The sequence below is a fragment of the Pseudomonas sp. MPB03 genome (assembly GCF_046605385.1).
GTDB classification, from domain to species: domain Bacteria; phylum Pseudomonadota; class Gammaproteobacteria; order Pseudomonadales; family Pseudomonadaceae; genus Aquipseudomonas; species Aquipseudomonas zanjanensis.
Genome location: NZ_CP176770.1, coordinates 1,055,959 through 1,074,522, shown reverse-complemented (window position 1 = coordinate 1,074,522; position 18,564 = coordinate 1,055,959). Strand labels below are relative to the sequence as shown.

Annotated in this window: 12 protein-coding genes, 2 tRNA genes and 2 rRNA genes; 9 read left to right on the top strand and 7 right to left on the bottom strand. The window is 58.8% G+C overall.

The window, feature by feature from the left end; genetic code table 11:
* Positions 1–151: 151 nt before the first annotated feature.
* The 6 genes from ACLH0I_RS04565 to ACLH0I_RS04540 all read right to left on the bottom strand — a co-directional run bounded on the left by ACLH0I_RS04565 (position 152) and on the right by ACLH0I_RS04540 (position 8,628).
* A 23S ribosomal RNA gene (locus ACLH0I_RS04565) occupies positions 152–3,043 on the bottom strand.
* Positions 3,044–3,289: 246 nt separating this feature from the next.
* A tRNA-Ala gene (locus ACLH0I_RS04560) sits at positions 3,290–3,365 on the bottom strand.
* A 30-nt stretch (positions 3,366–3,395) separates the two neighbouring features.
* Positions 3,396–3,472 (bottom strand) — tRNA-Ile (locus ACLH0I_RS04555).
* A gap of 81 nt (positions 3,473–3,553) precedes the next feature.
* Positions 3,554–5,090: ribosomal RNA gene (locus ACLH0I_RS04550) — 16S ribosomal RNA — on the bottom strand.
* The 16S and 23S rRNA genes sit together here with 2 tRNA genes alongside, the layout of an rRNA operon.
* A gap of 635 nt (positions 5,091–5,725) precedes the next feature.
* Positions 5,726–7,219 (bottom strand): CoA-acylating methylmalonate-semialdehyde dehydrogenase, encoded by a 1,494-nt coding sequence (locus ACLH0I_RS04545; RefSeq protein WP_053181691.1) that lies wholly within the window; start codon positions 7,217–7,219, stop codon positions 5,726–5,728.
* A gap of 59 nt (positions 7,220–7,278) precedes the next feature.
* Positions 7,279–8,628, bottom strand: a complete 1,350-nt coding sequence (locus tag ACLH0I_RS04540) for an aspartate aminotransferase family protein (protein ID WP_060739305.1) — start codon at positions 8,626–8,628, stop codon at positions 7,279–7,281.
* A gap of 123 nt (positions 8,629–8,751) precedes the next feature.
* Here ACLH0I_RS04540 and ACLH0I_RS04535 point away from each other — a divergent pair, with 123 nt between their 5' ends.
* The 6 genes from ACLH0I_RS04535 (at position 8,752) to ACLH0I_RS04510 (ending at position 15,246) form a co-directional block, all read left to right on the top strand.
* Positions 8,752–9,672, top strand: a complete 921-nt coding sequence (locus ACLH0I_RS04535; RefSeq protein WP_072410356.1) for a LysR family transcriptional regulator — start codon at positions 8,752–8,754, stop codon at positions 9,670–9,672.
* A 201-nt stretch (positions 9,673–9,873) separates the two neighbouring features.
* Positions 9,874–10,524: a TetR/AcrR family transcriptional regulator gene (locus tag ACLH0I_RS04530; protein WP_411386422.1), complete on the top strand. Its 651-nt coding sequence runs from the start codon at positions 9,874–9,876 to the stop codon at positions 10,522–10,524.
* A gap of 7 nt (positions 10,525–10,531) precedes the next feature.
* Positions 10,532–11,113, top strand: a complete 582-nt coding sequence (locus tag ACLH0I_RS04525; protein ID WP_186707968.1) for an IMPACT family protein — start codon at positions 10,532–10,534, stop codon at positions 11,111–11,113.
* A 535-nt stretch (positions 11,114–11,648) separates the two neighbouring features.
* Positions 11,649–13,202 carry an ABC transporter ATP-binding protein gene (locus tag ACLH0I_RS04520; protein WP_250964934.1) on the top strand — a complete coding sequence of 518 codons (1,554 nt, stop codon included), beginning with the start codon at positions 11,649–11,651 and terminating at the stop codon, positions 13,200–13,202.
* An 11-nt stretch (positions 13,203–13,213) separates the two neighbouring features.
* Entirely contained in the window at positions 13,214–14,320 is a 1,107-nt protein-coding gene (locus ACLH0I_RS04515) for an ABC transporter permease (RefSeq protein ID WP_411386421.1), read from the top strand.
* Positions 14,320–15,246: an ABC transporter permease gene (locus ACLH0I_RS04510; RefSeq protein WP_411386420.1), complete on the top strand. Its 927-nt coding sequence runs from the start codon at positions 14,320–14,322 to the stop codon at positions 15,244–15,246. The genes ACLH0I_RS04515 and ACLH0I_RS04510 overlap by 1 nt, the downstream gene beginning before the upstream one ends.
* Before the next feature lie 66 nt (positions 15,247–15,312).
* Here the strand turns inward: ACLH0I_RS04510 and ACLH0I_RS04505 are convergent, their stop codons facing one another.
* Positions 15,313–15,753 carry a hypothetical protein gene (locus ACLH0I_RS04505; protein WP_411386419.1) on the bottom strand — a complete coding sequence of 147 codons (441 nt, stop codon included), beginning with the start codon at positions 15,751–15,753 and terminating at the stop codon, positions 15,313–15,315.
* A gap of 81 nt (positions 15,754–15,834) precedes the next feature.
* Between ACLH0I_RS04505 and ACLH0I_RS04500 the strand changes: the two genes are divergently transcribed.
* The 3 genes from ACLH0I_RS04500 (at position 15,835) to ACLH0I_RS04490 (ending at position 18,538) form a co-directional block, all read left to right on the top strand.
* Complete coding sequence (locus tag ACLH0I_RS04500; RefSeq protein WP_186707958.1) at positions 15,835–16,185, top strand: MerR family transcriptional regulator; 351 nt, start codon at positions 15,835–15,837, stop codon at positions 16,183–16,185.
* Positions 16,186–16,210: 25 nt separating this feature from the next.
* A complete protein-coding gene (locus ACLH0I_RS04495) occupies positions 16,211–16,897 on the top strand; it encodes an SDR family oxidoreductase (protein WP_411386418.1) in 687 nt (228 codons plus the stop codon).
* 282 nt (positions 16,898–17,179) lie between these two features.
* A complete protein-coding gene (locus tag ACLH0I_RS04490; protein WP_411386417.1) occupies positions 17,180–18,538 on the top strand; it encodes an 8-oxoguanine deaminase in 1,359 nt (452 codons plus the stop codon).
* Positions 18,539–18,564: the final 26 nt, after the last annotated feature.

Genomic DNA, 18,564 nt, shown 5'->3' with positions numbered 1-18,564 from the left:
GGGTACCGAATCGTGGCCTGGTGGCCTCGCTTCAGCAAATTGGGTATGTGACAGCTTTCGGTGTTTTGTGAGATTCGAACTTTCGGTTCGTTTCGTCTTCACACACCGCAATCTGGTGCTCTTTCGAGTCAGCAAATTGCTTGGGTGTTATATGGTCAAGCCTCACGGGCAATTAGTACAGGTTAGCTCAACGCCTCACAGCGCTTACACACCCTGCCTATCAACGTCGTAGTCTTCGACGGCCCTTCAGGGGACTCAAGGTCCCAGTGAGATCTCATCTTGAGGCAAGTTTCCCGCTTAGATGCTTTCAGCGGTTATCTTTCCCGAACATAGCTACCCGGCAATGCCACTGGCGTGACAACCGGAACACCAGAGGTTCGTCCACTCCGGTCCTCTCGTACTAGGAGCAGCCCCTCTCAAATCTCAAACGTCCACGGCAGATAGGGACCGAACTGTCTCACGACGTTCTAAACCCAGCTCGCGTACCACTTTAAATGGCGAACAGCCATACCCTTGGGACCGGCTTCAGCCCCAGGATGTGATGAGCCGACATCGAGGTGCCAAACACCGCCGTCGATATGAACTCTTGGGCGGTATCAGCCTGTTATCCCCGGAGTACCTTTTATCCGTTGAGCGATGGCCCTTCCATACAGAACCACCGGATCACTAAGACCTACTTTCGTACCTGCTCGACGTGTCTGTCTCGCAGTCAAGCGCGCTTTTGCCTTTATACTCTACGACCGATTTCCGACCGGTCTGAGCGCACCTTCGTACTCCTCCGTTACTCTTTAGGAGGAGACCGCCCCAGTCAAACTACCCACCATACACTGTCCTCGATCCGGATAACGGACCTGAGTTAGAACCTCAAAGTTGCCAGGGTGGTATTTCAAGGATGGCTCCACGCAGACTGGCGTCCACGCTTCAAAGCCTCCCACCTATCCTACACAAGCAAATTCAAAGTCCAGTGCAAAGCTATAGTAAAGGTTCACGGGGTCTTTCCGTCTAGCCGCGGATACACTGCATCTTCACAGCGATTTCAATTTCACTGAGTCTCGGGTGGAGACAGCGCCGCCATCGTTACGCCATTCGTGCAGGTCGGAACTTACCCGACAAGGAATTTCGCTACCTTAGGACCGTTATAGTTACGGCCGCCGTTTACCGGGGCTTCGATCAAGAGCTTCGCGTTAGCTAACCCCATCAATTAACCTTCCGGCACCGGGCAGGCGTCACACCCTATACGTCCACTTTCGTGTTTGCAGAGTGCTGTGTTTTTAATAAACAGTCGCAGCGGCCTGGTATCTTCGACCGGCGTGGGCTTACGCAGCAAGTGCTTCACCCTCACCGGCGCACCTTCTCCCGAAGTTACGGTGCCATTTTGCCTAGTTCCTTCACCCGAGTTCTCTCAAGCGCCTTGGTATTCTCTACCCAACCACCTGTGTCGGTTTGGGGTACGGTTCCTGGTTACCTGAAGCTTAGAAGCTTTTCTTGGAAGCATGGCATCAACCACTTCGTCACCCAAAGGGTAACTCGTCATCAGCTCTCGGCCTTAGAATCCCGGATTTACCTAAGATTCCAGCCTACCACCTTAAACTTGGACAACCAACGCCAAGCTGGCCTAGCCTTCTCCGTCCCTCCATCGCAATAACCAGAAGTACAGGAATATTAACCTGTTTTCCATCGACTACGCTTTTCAGCCTCGCCTTAGGGACCGACTAACCCTGCGTCGATTAACGTTGCGCAGGAAACCTTGGTCTTTCGGCGTGGGTGTTTTTCACACCCATTGTCGTTACTCATGTCAGCATTCGCACTTCTGATACCTCCAGCAAGCTTCTCAACTCACCTTCACAGGCTTACAGAACGCTCCTCTACCGCATCACTTACGTGATACCCGTAGCTTCGGTGTATGGTTTGAGCCCCGTTACATCTTCCGCGCAGGCCGACTCGACTAGTGAGCTATTACGCTTTCTTTAAAGGGTGGCTGCTTCTAAGCCAACCTCCTAGCTGTCTAAGCCTTCCCACATCGTTTCCCACTTAACCATAACTTTGGGACCTTAGCTGACGGTCTGGGTTGTTTCCCTTTTCACGACGGACGTTAGCACCCGCCGTGTGTCTCCCATGCTCGGCACTTGTAGGTATTCGGAGTTTGCATCGGTTTGGTAAGTCGGGATGACCCCCTAGCCGAAACAGTGCTCTACCCCCTACAGTGATACATGAGGCGCTACCTAAATAGCTTTCGAGGAGAACCAGCTATCTCCGAGCTTGATTAGCCTTTCACTCCGATCCACAGGTCATCCGCTAACTTTTCAACGGTAGTCGGTTCGGTCCTCCAGTTAGTGTTACCCAACCTTCAACCTGCCCATGGATAGATCGCCCGGTTTCGGGTCTATTCCCAGCGACTAGACGCCCTATTAAGACTCGCTTTCGCTACGCCTCCCCTATTCGGTTAAGCTCGCCACTGAAAATAAGTCGCTGACCCATTATACAAAAGGTACGCAGTCACCCAACAAAGTGGGCTCCCACTGCTTGTACGCATACGGTTTCAGGATCTATTTCACTCCCCTCTCCGGGGTTCTTTTCGCCTTTCCCTCACGGTACTAGTTCACTATCGGTCAGTCAGTAGTATTTAGCCTTGGAGGATGGTCCCCCCATATTCAGACAAAGTTTCTCGTGCTCCGTCCTACTCGATTTCACTTCTAAGATCCTTTCGCGTACAGGGCTATCACCCACTATGGCCGCACTTTCCAGAGCGTTCCGCTAAAATCAAAGAAGCTTAAGGGCTAGTCCCCGTTCGCTCGCCACTACTAAGGGAATCTCGGTTGATTTCTTTTCCTCAGGGTACTTAGATGTTTCAGTTCCCCTGGTTCGCCTCTTGCACCTATGTATTCAGTACAAGATAACCATCTTATGATGGCTGGGTTCCCCCATTCAGACATCTCCGGATCAAAGTCTGTTTGCCGACTCCCCGAAGCTTTTCGCAGGCTACCACGTCTTTCATCGCCTCTGACTGCCAAGGCATCCACCGTATGCGCTTCTTCACTTGACCATATAACCCCAAGCAATCTGGTTATACTGTGAAGACGACATTCGCCGAAAATTCGAATTTCTCAACTAAGAGAACTCACAAATTTTACCTTAGCCTGATCCGTTACCAGTGAAAGTAACGTTCAGTCTATCTTTCTATCACATACCCAAATTTTTAAAGAACGAACTAGTCAAAGACTAGAAATCAACATTCACCATCGAACCGATGGAATGCTCATTTCTAAGCTTTATACAATCGAAGCAGTAGTGGTGGAGCCAAGCGGGATCGAACCGCTGACCTCCTGCGTGCAAGGCAGGCGCTCTCCCAGCTGAGCTATGGCCCCGTATTTCTACAGGCGTTTCCCACACAAAATTGGTGGGTCTGGGCAGATTCGAACTGCCGACCTCACCCTTATCAGGGGTGCGCTCTAACCAACTGAGCTACAGACCCAATTTCGGGCTGCTTCTTTCGTCTTCTTCAATGAATCAAGCAATTCGTGTGGGAGCTCATGAAGCAGCTGCGGTCGTCGATTAAGGAGGTGATCCAGCCGCAGGTTCCCCTACGGCTACCTTGTTACGACTTCACCCCAGTCATGAATCACACCGTGGTAACCGTCCTCCCGAAGGTTAGACTAGCTACTTCTGGTGCAACCCACTCCCATGGTGTGACGGGCGGTGTGTACAAGGCCCGGGAACGTATTCACCGCGACATTCTGATTCGCGATTACTAGCGATTCCGACTTCACGCAGTCGAGTTGCAGACTGCGATCCGGACTACGATCGGTTTTGTGGGATTAGCTCCACCTCGCGGCTTGGCAACCCTCTGTACCGACCATTGTAGCACGTGTGTAGCCCAGGCCGTAAGGGCCATGATGACTTGACGTCATCCCCACCTTCCTCCGGTTTGTCACCGGCAGTCTCCTTAGAGTGCCCACCATTACGTGCTGGTAACTAAGGACAAGGGTTGCGCTCGTTACGGGACTTAACCCAACATCTCACGACACGAGCTGACGACAGCCATGCAGCACCTGTCTCAATGTTCCCGAAGGCACCAATCCATCTCTGGAAAGTTCATTGGATGTCAAGGCCTGGTAAGGTTCTTCGCGTTGCTTCGAATTAAACCACATGCTCCACCGCTTGTGCGGGCCCCCGTCAATTCATTTGAGTTTTAACCTTGCGGCCGTACTCCCCAGGCGGTCAACTTAATGCGTTAGCTGCGCCACTAAGAGCTCAAGGCTCCCAACGGCTAGTTGACATCGTTTACGGCGTGGACTACCAGGGTATCTAATCCTGTTTGCTCCCCACGCTTTCGCACCTCAGTGTCAGTATCAGTCCAGGTGGTCGCCTTCGCCACTGGTGTTCCTTCCTATATCTACGCATTTCACCGCTACACAGGAAATTCCACCACCCTCTACCATACTCTAGCTCGACAGTTTTGAATGCAGTTCCCAGGTTGAGCCCGGGGCTTTCACATCCAACTTAACGAACCACCTACGCGCGCTTTACGCCCAGTAATTCCGATTAACGCTTGCACCCTCTGTATTACCGCGGCTGCTGGCACAGAGTTAGCCGGTGCTTATTCTGTCGGTAACGTCAAAACACTAACGTATTAGGTTAATGCCCTTCCTCCCAACTTAAAGTGCTTTACAATCCGAAGACCTTCTTCACACACGCGGCATGGCTGGATCAGGCTTTCGCCCATTGTCCAATATTCCCCACTGCTGCCTCCCGTAGGAGTCTGGACCGTGTCTCAGTTCCAGTGTGACTGATCATCCTCTCAGACCAGTTACGGATCGTCGCCTTGGTGAGCCATTACCCCACCAACTAGCTAATCCGACCTAGGCTCATCTGATAGCGCAAGGCCCGAAGGTCCCCTGCTTTCTCCCGTAGGACGTATGCGGTATTAGCGTCCGTTTCCGAGCGTTATCCCCCACTACCAGGCAGATTCCTAGGCATTACTCACCCGTCCGCCGCTCTCAAGAGGTGCAAGCACCTCTCTACCGCTCGACTTGCATGTGTTAGGCCTGCCGCCAGCGTTCAATCTGAGCCATGATCAAACTCTTCAGTTCAAACATCTTTGGGTTTTGAGAAAACCCTAAACTTGGCTCAGCAATCGTTGGTTACATCTTTGATTTCTCGCGGAGTAACTTGTGATGCTGATAATCTGTTGACTAGCAGTCTGACTCCACAAGCACCCACACGAATTGCTTGATTCAGTTGTTAAAGAGCGGTTGGCTGAGTCTTTCGTCTCAACCGAGGCGCGCATTCTACAGCGCCCCGTGTATCTGTCAAGCGGTTATTTTAAGAAGTTTTCAAAGTTTCGCTTCGGAAACATCAACAACTTCAACCACTTGCGCTTCCGATCTCTCGTTAGCGGGAGGCGAATTCTACAGCGTTACTCGCTGCTGTCAACACCTCTTTTTCACCGCTTTCGACCGAGAAGATCGAACCGCCGATAGAGCCAAACATCACCGCTCTACCTGCTCCTTCCGGGCCTCGATGAACTGAAGCCCAACACCTTCGAGACCTACTTAACTCATTGAATCTCAAGGAGTTTTCCGTTTCGACTGCGCCGGAAGTGGGGCGAATTATAGACTTCCAGAATCTGCCGTCAACACCTATTTAACAATTCTGTCATATCAGCCAAAAAAGCCCCGTAAACACAGAGGCCGGCGCCCAAGGGCGCCGGCCTCTTCACTTCCAATTACAAGCTGGGGAAAGCGAATTGTGAAGCCTCATGGCTGGCACGCTGCGGCCAACGCTGGGTAATGGCCTTGCGACGGGTATAGAAACGCACGCCGTCCGGGCCATAGGCATGCAGGTCGCCGAATAGCGAACGCTTCCAACCACCAAAGCTGTGATAAGCCACTGGCACCGGCAATGGAACGTTGACGCCCACCATGCCGACTTCGATCTCATCGCAGAACAACCGCGCCGCTTCGCCATCGCGGGTGAAGATGCAGGTGCCGTTGCCATACTCGTGATCATTGATCAGTTGCATCGCCTCTTCCAGGCTATTGACCCGGACGATGCACAGCACCGGTCCAAAGATCTCTTCCTTATAGATACGCATCTCGGGGGTCACGCGATCGAACAGGCAACCGCCGAGGAAGAAACCTTCTTCATGCCCGGCCACACTCAAGCCGCGACCATCAACCACCAGTGAAGCGCCTGCTGTCACACCCTCTTCTATATAGCCACTGACCTTGTCCCGATGCTGACCGGTCACCAGCGGCCCCATGTCCAACCCGCAAGACGTACCGGCGCCAATCTTAAGCGCCTTGATTTGCGGCACCAATTTGGACACCAGCGCATCCGCCACTTGGTCGCCGACACACACCGCCACCGAAATTGCCATGCAACGCTCACCGCATGAACCGTATGCCGCGCCCATCAGCGCGCTGACGGCATTGTCCAGGTCGGCATCCGGCATCAGCACCGCATGGTTCTTCGCCCCGCCCAGCGCCTGGACACGTTTGCCACGTCGAGTGCCCTCGGCATAGATGTACTCGGCAATCGGCGTCGAACCGACAAAACTCAGCGCCTTGACTTCCGGCGCTTCGATCAGTGCATCCACCGCAGCCTTGTCGCCATGGACGACGCTCAGTACACCCTTGGGCAAACCCGCTTCCAACAACAACTGGGCGATCAGCAGCGTCGAACTCGGATCACGCTCGGACGGCTTGAGAATGAAGCAGTTGCCGCAGACGATCGCCAGCGGATACATCCACAGCGGCACCATCGCCGGGAAGTTGAACGGGGTGATGCCCGCCACCACGCCTAAAGGTTGAAAGTCTGACCAAGCGTCGATGTTCGGTCCTACGTTACGGCTGTATTCGCCCTTCAGGATCTCCGGCGCTGCACAGGCAAACTCGACGTTTTCGATGCCGCGCTTGAGCTCACCGGCCGCGTCTTCCAAGGTCTTGCCGTGTTCCTCGCTGATCAACTGGGCGATACGCGCCTCGTTCTGCTCCAGCAATTGCTTGAAACGAAACATCACTTGGGCGCGCTTGGCCGCCGGTGTATTGCGCCAGGCCGGAAAAGCCGCCTTGGCGGCATCGATGGCCTGCTGGATAGTCGCGCGATCAGCCAATGGCACCTTATGAATGGCCTGGCCAGTAGACGGGTTGAACACATCGGCGGTGCGAGCGCTGTCGCTCAGCAGTTCGCCATTGATCAAATGCGGGATGAGGCTCATGGGGACTCCAGAATTATCCACAGGCGCCCATGGCCGGGCGCCCGTTGTTAAAGAATGCGTCAGTCGAGTTTGTTCAGCACTTCACCGACTGCATCGAACAGGCGATCCAGGTCCTGTGGCTTGCTGTTGAACGTTGGCCCGAACTGCAGAGTGTCGCCGCCGAACCGCACATAGAACCCGGCTTTCCACAACGCCATGCCGGCTTCGAACGGACGCACGATGGCATCGCCATCGCGCCCGGCGATCTGGATCGCGCCGGCCAGGCCATAGTTGCGGATGTCGATGACGTTCTTCGCGCCCTTCAGGCCGTGCAAGGCATTCTCGAAATGCGGGGCGATTTCGGCCACGCTCTGCACCAGGTTTTCCTTCTGCAGCAGGTCCAGCGCCGCCAGGCCCGCCGCGCAGGCCACCGGGTGTGCCGAGTAGGTGTAGCCATGGGGGAATTCCACTGCGTACTCGGGCGTTGGCTGGTTCATGAAGGTCTGGTAGATCTCGGAGCTGGCAATCACCGCGCCCATGGGGATCGCGCCATTGGTGACTTGCTTGGCGATGCACATCAGGTCCGGGGTCACGCCAAAGCTGTCGGCACCAAACATCGAACCGGTGCGGCCGAAACCGGTGATCACTTCGTCGAACACCAGCAGAATGCTGTGCTGGTCGCAGATTTCCCGCAGGCGCTTGAGATACCCCTCAGGCGGCACCAGTACGCCGGCCGATCCTGCCATCGGCTCGACAAACACCGCAGCGATATTGGACGCATCGTGCAGTTCGATCAGCTTCAACAGCTCATCCGCCAAGGCGATGCCACCCTCTTTCGGCATGCCACGGGAATAGGCGTTGCTGGCCAGCAAGGTGTGGGGCAAGTGATCGACGTCCATCATGGCCTGGCCGAACAGCTTGCGGTTGCCGCTGACACCGCCGAGGCTGGTGCCGGCGATGTTCACACCGTGATAACCACGGGCACGGCCAATCATCTTGGTCTTGGTCGCCTGGCCCTTGAGACGCCAGTAGGCGCGGACCATCTTCACTGCGGTATCGGCGCACTCGGAACCGGAATCGGTAAAGAACACATGATTGAGGTTGCCTGGGGTCAGGCTGGTGATCTTTTCCGCCAGTTGGAATGACAGCGGATGACCGTACTGGAACCCCGGCGAATAATCGAGAGTACCCAGTTGCTTGGCGACCGCTTCCTGGATTTCCTTGCGGGTGTGCCCGGCGCCACATGTCCACAGGCCCGACAGCGAGTCGTATACCTTGCGCCCCTTGTCATCCACCAACCAGCTGCCTTCGGCAGCGACGATCAGGCGCGGATCGCGCTGGAAATTGCGATTGGCGGTGTAAGGCATCCAGTGGGCATCCAGCTTGAGCTGGCTAGCCAGGGAACCGGCAGCGTGTTCGGGCATGTTCATCGACAAAACCTCGCAGGTCATAAGCGACAGGGGATCGAAAGGCGTTCTTGCAGCTAAGTTGCCACGACGATAAAGTCAATGAAATCCAACTTTTGCAACCTTCAGTCGGCGGATCACTAAACTATGAGCGCTCGTCGTCCCGATCCCCTGGCCCAGGTCAGCGACTTTGATATTCGCCTGCTGCGCATTTTTCGCAGCGTCGTGGAGTGCGGTGGATTCTCCGCCGCGGAAACCGTACTGGGAATCGGCCGCTCAGCCATCAGCCAGCAGATGAGCGACCTTGAACAGCGCCTCGGCCTGCGTCTGTGCCAACGTGGGCGCGCGGGGTTTTCCCTGACCGAAGAAGGGCGCGAGGTCTATCAATCGGCGTTGCAGTTATTGAGCGCACTGGAAAGCTTTCGCACCGAGGTAAACGGGCTGCACCAGCATCTGCGCGGTGAGTTGACCATCGGCCTCACCGACAACCTGGTCACCCTGCCCCACATGCGCATCACCCACGCCCTGGCGCAATTGAAAGAGCGCGGGCCTGACGTGCAGATCCAGATTCGCATGATCGCCCCCAACGAAGTCGAGCAAGGCGTGCTCGACGGTCGCTTGCATGTCGGCGTGGTTCCCCAGGCCAGTGCCCTGTCCGGGCTGGAATATCAACCGCTCTACAGTGAACGTTCGCTGCTGTACTGCGCGGTCGGGCATCCACTGTTTTATGTCGATGACCAACAACTTGAAGACGCACGCCTCAACAGCCAGGACGCCATCGCCCCGACGTTCCGCCTGCCGGCCGAGATCCAGGCCCATTACCAGGCGCTTAATTGCACCGCGAGTGCATCGGACCGCGAAGGCATGGCGTTCCTGATTCTTACCGGGCGCTATATCGGCTACCTGCCCGATCACTACGCCAACCTCTGGGTCCAGCAGGGTCGGTTGCGGGCCCTTAAGCCTGCGGCACGGTTCTATGACTTGAGCCTGGCGTCGGTCACGCGCAAAGGGCGCCGGCCTCATCTGGTGCTGGAGAGTTTTCTCGAGAGCCTGGCGGCCACCCGCTGACCTTTTTACACCCTGTGGGAGCGAGCTTGCTCGCGATGGCGGTGTATCAGTCACACCTAATGCTGAATGACCCTCCGCTATCGCGAGCAAGCTCGCTCCCACAGGTGTTTAGCCGGCTTTTAGTGTGATGGCACTTGTCGGATCGATGCCGGTGCGCTATCAACGCATTTGCTTGCCCACAGACCCAGCCCGGAAACGCCCATGACCTTTGAAGTCCCTGCCCACGGTGGCAAGCCCACCAGCCGCATTCGTCAAAAGAACGAAGAGACGATTCTCAAGGCCGCCGAAGATGAATTCGCTCGCCACGGGTTCAAAGGCACCAGCATGAATGCCATCGCCCTCAAGGCCGGGCTGCCCAAGGCGAACCTGCATTATTACTTCACCAATAAACTCGGCCTGTACGTGGCGGTGCTGAGCAACATCATCGAATTGTGGGACAGCACCTTCAACACCCTCACCGCCGAGGATGATCCGGCCGAAGCCTTGACCCGCTACATCCGTGCCAAAATGGAGTTCTCTCGTCGCCAGCCCCAGGCCTCGCGACTGTTCGCCATGGAAGTGATCAGCGGGGGCGAATGCCTGACCGAATATTTCAACCAGGATTACCGTGCCTGGTTCAATGGCCGGGCCGCCGTGTTCCAGGCCTGGATCGACGCCGGCAAGATGGACCCGATCGACCCGGTGCATCTCATCTTCCTGTTGTGGGGCAGCACCCAGCATTACGCCGATTTCGCCACCCAGATCTGTCGCGTGACCGGTCGCAGCAAGTTGACCAAACAAGACATGATCGACGCAGGCGACAACCTGATCCGCATCATTCTCAAGGGCTGCGGCCTGACACCCACTTTTTAAGATCGCCATGCCCTTTACCCTTGCCGGTTTTTGCGAGCACCGCGAAGAAATTCGCAAAAGCCGCTTCATTACCTTCGCCGCGCCCATCACCAGCCCCGCCGATGCCCAGGCTTTTATCGAGCAGCACAGCGACCTGGATGCCACCCACAATTGCTGGGCCTGGAAACTCGGCGACCAGTACCGCAGCAACGACGATGGCGAGCCGGGTGGCACCGCCGGGCGGCCAATCCTGGCCGCGATCGAAGCCCAGGCCTGCGATCAGGTCGTGGTGCTGGTGATTCGCTGGTATGGCGGGATTCAACTGGGCACCGGCGGGCTGGCCCGAGCCTACGGTGGCGGCGCGAACAAATGCCTGCAAAACGCTGAGAAAATCGAATTGATCAGCCGCGTGCCGCTGCACTGTAGTTGCGGGTTCGCCGAACTGCCCCTGGTGAAACTGCGCGTCGCCGAGTGCGGCGGGCTGGTGAATGAAGAACGCTTCACCGCCAATGGCGTGGACCTGCAATTGGCCGTAGGCGAAGCCCACATCGAAACCTTGCAAACGCAACTGGCCGACCTGAGCCGTGGACGGATCCTGTTAGAGCGTTGAGTTCGCAGGCTGCAATCTTTCAGGGCATCGCGCAATCGTTCAACTTGCCCACATCCACTGTGCACCCGACTGTGGATAACCTGAGCACATCCCTCTGTAACCCTTCTGTCATGCGGGTTTCAGCGGGTTGCTCATTTTTCAGCCAAAGTCCTTCCCAAGGGCCAAATCCATCCACAAAACAACCGCTTGCAGCGGTTTATCACCTTTAGAAGAAAGCCCCGTAGTGCTTATGCCCGAGTTTCCGGCTTGCACACAATAACTGTGGAGCAACCTGTGGATAACCCGTTCATGGCTCCTTCCGCCCCGTGAAGGACATAGCTCACAGCCGCTTGTTCAATTTTTGACCACCCATTTCAGGGCAAACCGCTGCCTGGGCCAGACCCGTGCGCGCCAAGGTAGTGCAGAATTTCCCCACTACAGATGCTCAGGCCCGACGCGGAAGGCCTCAGTAACGGGACTCAAGACAATTTCCTGACCTGATGGCCAGGAAATTGCTTTATCCACAGGCATTCCTGTCCATCGGCCCGAGCCTGTCATGTCCAACCCCGACTCCATCGCGCGCCTGCAATTGCGCAAGATCAGCAAACGCTACCCCGGTTGCCTGGCCAACGACGCCATCGACCTGAGCATCCAGCCCGGCGAGATCCACGCCTTGCTGGGGGAAAACGGTGCGGGCAAAAGCACCCTGATGAAGATTATCTACGGCGTCACCGCTGCCGATTCCGGTGAGGTGATCTGGCAGGGCCAGCGCGTCAACCTGCGTAACCCGGCCCAGGCCCGCAGCCTGGGCATCGGCATGGTGTTCCAGCATTTCTCGCTGTTCGAAACCCTCACCGTTGCGCAGAACATTGCCCTGGCGATGGGCGCGGCAGCCGGTACGCCAGCGCAACTGGAGCCCCGGATCCGCGAGGTTTCCCGGCGCTACGGCATGGCCCTGGAACCACAGCGGCTGGTCCACAGCCTGTCGATTGGCGAGCGCCAGCGGGTAGAGATCATTCGCTGCCTGATGCAAGACATTCGGTTGTTGATTCTCGATGAACCGACCTCGGTACTCACGCCCGCAGAAGCCGAAGAACTGTTCGTGACCTTGCGCCGCCTGGCGAGCGAGGGCTGCAGCATTTTGTTTATCAGCCACAAGCTCGGGGAGGTGCGCGCGTTGTGCCACAGCGCCACGGTGCTGCGCGGCGGACGCGTCTCAGGGCATTGCACCCCGGCGCATTGCTCGGACCGAGAGTTGGCGCAACTGATGGTTGGCGAGGCCGCAGGACTGATGACGGATTACCCCAAGGTCAGCGCAGACAAAGCCTTCCTGCACATCAACAAGCTGTCCTGGCACAACCCCGACCCGTTCGGCTGCTCGTTACGGGACATTGACCTTGAGGTTTGCAGCGGCGAAATCGTCGGCATCGCCGGGGTGGCGGGCAATGGCCAGGACGAATGGCTGGCATTGCTCAGTGGGGAAACGCCGCTTCCCCGCCAGCAAGGCGAAACGATTCGATTCGGCGACCAGCCCGTAGCGCACCTGCGCCCCGACGCTCGTCGCCAGCTCGGCCTGGCATTCGTCCCCGCTGAACGCCTGGGCCATGGCGCCGTGCCGCAATTGAGCCTGGCGGATAACGCCCTGCTCAGCGCCTTCCAGCAGGGCCTGGTCAGCCATGGGCTGGTTCGACGCAGCAAGGTCGAACACCTGGCCGAGGAGATCATCCGTCGTTTTGGCGTGAAGACGCCCGACACCAAAACCCCTGCGCGCAGCCTTTCGGGGGGCAACTTGCAAAAATTCATCCTGGGCCGGGAAATCCTGCAACAGCCAAAGCTGCTGGTGGCCGCGCATCCGACCTGGGGCGTGGACGTCGGCGCGGCGGCGACCATCCATCGTGCCCTGATCACCCTGCGCGACGCGGGCGCGGCGATCCTGGTGATCTCCGAAGACCTCGATGAACTGTTCCAGATCAGCGACCGTCTCGGTGCCTTGTGCGGCGGGCGCCTGTCGGCCTTGCGTCCTACCGTCGAGACCCGCCTCAGCGACGTCGGCGCCTGGATGGCCGGCCAGTTCGACGCCCCTCAATCCCCTGCCCCCGCGCCGGTTTAACGGAGTTCCACATGCTGCTTTCTCTCGAACCCCGCGGCCAGCAATCGCGCCTGATGCTCTGGTGCTCGCCGCTCTTGGCCGCCGTGTTGACCCTGGGCAGCGGCTCGCTGCTGTTTATCGCCCTTGGGCATGACCCGTTGCAAACGTTGTACACCCTGTTGATCGCCCCGATCAGCGACCTGTACGGTATGTCCGAATGGCTGGTCAAGACCTTGCCGATCCTGCTCTGCGCCCTCGGCCTGGCAGTGGCCTATCAGGCGCGGATCTGGAACATCGGCGCCGAAGGCCAATTGCTGCTGGGCGCCCTGGCCGGCAGTGCCGTGGCGGTGAACATCATCGACGTGCAAAGTCGCTGGGCATTGGTGTTGATCCTGCTGGCCGGCACCCTGGCCGGGGCGGCTTGGGCCGCGCTCACGGCGTGGCTGCGCACGCGCTTCAACGCCAACGAGATCTTGACCAGCATCATGCTCAACTACATCGCCCTGAACCTGCTGCTCTTTTGCGTCCACGGGCCGTTGAAAGACCCGGCGGGGTTCAACTTCCCCGAGTCGGCGATGTTCGGCGAGGCCAGTCGCCTGCCGTTGCTGCTGGAGGATGGCCGCGTCCATGCCGGGCTGTATTTCGCCCTGCTGGCGCTGGTAGCGGTGTGGGTCTTGCTGCAGAAAAGCTTTGTTGGTTTTCAGATCAAGGTGCTGGGCCTCGATGCCCGCGCCGCTGGTTTTGCCGGCTTTCGCCAGAAGCCGCTGGTGTGGCTGGCGCTGCTGATCAGCGGTGCGCTGGCCGGGCTCGCCGGCGTCTGCGAAGTCGCCGGGCCGATCGGCCAACTGGTGCCGCAGGTGTCGCCGGGCTATGGCTATGCGGCGATTACCGTGGCGTTCCTCGGGCGCCTCAATCCCATCGGCATTCTGTTTGCCAGCCTGTTGATGGCCCTGCTGTACATCGGCGGTGAGAGTGCGCAGATGTCGCTGAACCTGCCCCAGGCAATCACCCAGTTGTTCCAGGGGATGATGCTGTTTTTCCTGTTGGCCTGCGACGTGCTGATTCTCTACCGGCCACGCCTTAACCTGCGCTGGACCCGGCGCGCCCGAACTACCCCGGTACAGGCAGGAGCCTTGTGATGGATATCGACCTGTTGAGCAATATTTTCTATGCCATGGTTCGCTGCGGCACACCGCTGCTGCTGGTGGCCCTGGGTGAGTTGGTTTGCGAAAAAAGCGGCGTCCTGAACCTGGGCCAGGAAGGCATGATGCTGTTCGGCGCGGTGATTGGTTTTATCGTCGCGTTCAACAGCGGCCACCTCTGGCTCGGCGTGCTGTTGGCAATGGCTGCGGGAATGCTGTTGTCGGCATTGTTCGCGCTGGTGGCGCTGGTGTTCAACGCCAATCAGGTCGCCACCGGACTGGCACTGACGATTTTCGGCGTGGGCCTGTCGAGCTTTGTCGGGGCGGCCTGGGTCGGCAAGCCGTTGGCCGGCTTCGAGCCGTTGGCCATTCCCTACCTGAGTGACATCCCCTTGATCGGGCGGATGCTGTTCGCCCAGGACCTGCTGGTGTACCTCTCCTTTGCGCTGTTTGCGCTGGTGGCGTGGGTGATCGTGAAAAGCCGCGCCGGACTGATCATCCAGGCCGTCGGCGAGAACCCCGATGCCGCCAGTGCCATGGGCCTGCCGGTGTTGCGGGTGCGGACCCTGGCGGTGCTGTTTGGCGGCGCCATGGCCGGGTTGGCCGGCGCCTATCTGTCACTGGCCTACACGCCGATGTGGGCCGAGAACATGAGCGCCGGGCGCGGCTGGATCGCCCTGGCGCTGGTGGTGTTCGCCAGTTGGCGGGTGTGGCGCCTGCTGCTGGGCGCCTACCTGTTCGGTCTCGCCAGCATCCTGCACCTGGTAGCCCAGGGATTGGGGTTGGCGATTCCGTCGAGCCTGCTGGCGATGCTGCCCTATGCCGCGACCATTTTGGTGCTGGTGCTGCTGTCCCGGGATGCCGTGCGCACGCGGCTGTACGCGCCGGTGTCCCTGGGGCAGCCTTGGCAGGCGGGGCATTGAGACAGACCGCGGCGGGCCTATCGCGAGCAAGCTCGCTCCCACACTTGACCAGGGTGAACACTGAATTCAGGTTTGACTCAGCTCCCCCTGTGGGAGCGAGCTTGCTCGCGATGAGGCCCGAACAGGCAACACCTGAACCAAACCCCACACCACTTCGAAAAACAGGAAAACCCACAACACCGCACTGGCTCCATGAAGCAGCGCATACAGCATCCAGGCCGAGAACAGAAACCGCCCCACCGCGTCATAACGCCCGTACAGTAGCTGCGGATCCCGAATCCGCAACACCGACCACACGCAGACAATCGAGCCCATCAGATTCACCATCAGCACATGCGCCGGCGCAAACGGTGGCAGGTCCCCAGGCAGGTCAAAGAGCTGAGTCATGCTCACCAATACGCCATGCACCGCCGCAAAGCTCCACGGCGTGGCCAGCGCGGCCGACACGATCAGGTCGTACCAGGCGCTGCCAAGCACCACCCGGCGATATTGCATCGAACTCCACATACACGTTGCTCCAGATAATCGAGGAGCAAAGAGGCTAAAGCCTGGGGTATGCTCCAAGGTCAAGTCCTCTGGAGCTTCGCAATGCGTATCGGTGAATTAGCCCAAGCCTGCGCTGTCAGTCGAGACACGCTGCGTTTTTACGAGCAACGTGGCCTGATCGCAGCATCGCGCAGCGCCAATGGCTATCGCGACTACCCCGCCGACATCGTCCAACTGGTGCTCTATATCAAGACCGCCCAGCGCCTGGGCTTTACCCTGGGCGAGATCGGCGCGAGCGTCGCCGCCCTGTGGAACGCCCCCGACCCGGACTGCGCCGTGACGCAATTGCTGCAAGACAAGCTGAACCTGATCGAAACCCGCATGACCGAACTCGACGCGTTGCGTCAAGAGCTGAAACAACGGCTCGGGCAACGTTGTCCATTAAACCCGTGACCTTTTTCTTTCAAGGATGCCCCTCATGACTTCGGCAAGAAACGCATTGATCATCGGCGCCTCCCGGGGCCTGGGCCTCGGCCTGGTGAAGACGCTGCTCAGCGATGGCTGGAACGTGACCGCCACCGTGCGCAACCCGCAGAACGCCGAGGCTTTGAAGGCGCTGGGCCCGGTGCGGATCGAAAAACTCGACATGGACGACCAGCAAGCCGTCATCGCCTTGAGCCAGCAGCTCAAGGGCGAGACCTTCGACCTGTTGTTCGTCAACGCCGGGGTCAAGGGCCCAGATAACCAGAGCCCGGGCGGCGCGACGCTGGCCGAAGTCGGCCAGCTGTTCTTCACCAACGCCGTGGCGCCGATCAACCTGGCCCAACGCTTCGTCGGCCAGATCCGCGAGGGCAGCGGCGTGCTGGCCTTCATGAGTTCAGTGCTGGGCAGCGTGACCATGCCCGACGCGCCGGAACTGGCGCTGTACAAGGCCAGCAAGGCAGCGCTCAACTCCATGACCAACAGCTTCGTCAGCCAACTGGGCGAACAGTCATTGACGGTATTGTCGCTGCACCCGGGCTGGGTGAAAACCGACATGGGCGGCGAAGGCGCGGACCTCGATGTCGAGACCAGCACCCGTGGGCTGATCGACCAAGTGAATGCCTTCGCCGGCAAGGGTGGGCATCACTTCGTCAATTACAAAGGCGAAACAATCCCCTGGTAACCACCCGATACCCTGTGGAACCCCCTAACCCTGTGGGAGCGAGCTTGCTCGCGATGGCGCCAGATCAGTCGACATTGATGCTGAATGTCAGGCCGCTATCGCGAGCAAGCTCGCTCCCACCAAGCCCTCTCCTACATTGAAACCTGGGTCAGGCACTGGAAATGTGTCCGGCAACCTGAGTAAACTCCGCACCTTGCCCTATCCAATGGGCGACCCTGGATCAGCAGACAGGGCATCACTGAGCTGGCTAACCTGAACCCACTTTCAGAGGAGCCGGCCACCATGCCTGCGACCCGTACCTGGTTAAAAAATCCCCTCGCCATTTTCACGGCTAACGACCTCGATGCCCGTGGCGGTCTCGTCCTGCAGGACGGTGTGATCGTCGAACTGCTGAGCGTCGGCCAACAACCCGCCCAGCCCTGCGACCACGTCTTTGACGCGCGCGAGCATGTGATCCTGCCGGGCTTGATCAACACCCATCATCACTTCTACCAGACCCTGACCCGCGCCTGGGCGCCGGTGGTGAACCAGCCGTTGTTCCCCTGGCTGAAAACCCTCTACCCGGTGTGGGCGCGGCTGACCCCGGAAAAACTCGCCCTGGCGAGCAAAGTGGCCTTGGCCGAGTTGCTGCTGTCGGGCTGCACCACGGCGGCCGACCATCATTACCTGTTTCCCCAGGGCCTGGAAAATGCCATCGACGTGCAAGTGCAAAGTGTCCGTGAGCTGGGCATGCGCGCGATGCTGACCCGTGGTTCCATGAGCCTGGGCGAGGCCGACGGTGGGCTGCCACCGCAACAGACCGTGCAGCAGGGCGAGGTGATTCTTGACGACAGTCAGCGCTTGATCGCCGAATACCACGAGCGCGGCGACGGCGCGCAGATCCAGATTGCCCTGGCGCCCTGCTCACCTTTTTCGGTCACGCCACAGATCATGCGTGCCAGTGCCGAGTTGGCGGAGAAGCTCGACGTACGCTTGCACACGCACCTGGCCGAAACCCTCGACGAAGAAGCGTTCTGCCTGCAACGCTTCGGCCTGCGCACCGTGGATTACCTGGACAGCGTCGGCTGGCTCGGCCCACGCACTTGGCTGGCCCATGGCATTCACTTCAACCCGGACGAAATCGCCCGACTCGGTGCCGCCGGCACCGGTATCTGCCATTGCCCCAGTTCGAACATGCGCCTGGCCTCGGGTATTTGCCCGACACTGGAGCTGACCGCCGCCGGCGCTCCCGTGGGCCTGGGTGTCGACGGCTCGGCATCCAACGATGCCTCGAACATGATCCTCGAAACCCGCCAGGCGCTGTACATCCAGCGCCTGCGCTACGGCGCGCAAGCGATCACGCCGGAGCGCGTACTGGGCTGGGCGACCCGGGGCTCGGCGCAACTGCTCGGGCGCAGCGATATCGGCGAATTGGCCGTGGGCAAACAGGCCGACCTGGCGCTGTTCAAGCTCGATGAGCTGCGCTTCTCCGGCAGCCATGACCCGGTCTCGGCCCTGCTGCTGTGCGGCGCGGACCGGGCGGACCGGGTGATGATCGGGGGGCAATGGCGGGTGATCGACGGGCAAGTCGAGGGGTTGGACTTGAAGGGCTTGATTGCCGATCACAGCCAGGCGGCGCGGGAATTGATCGCCGACGCCTGACCCCAACCCAAATCCCCTGTGGGAGC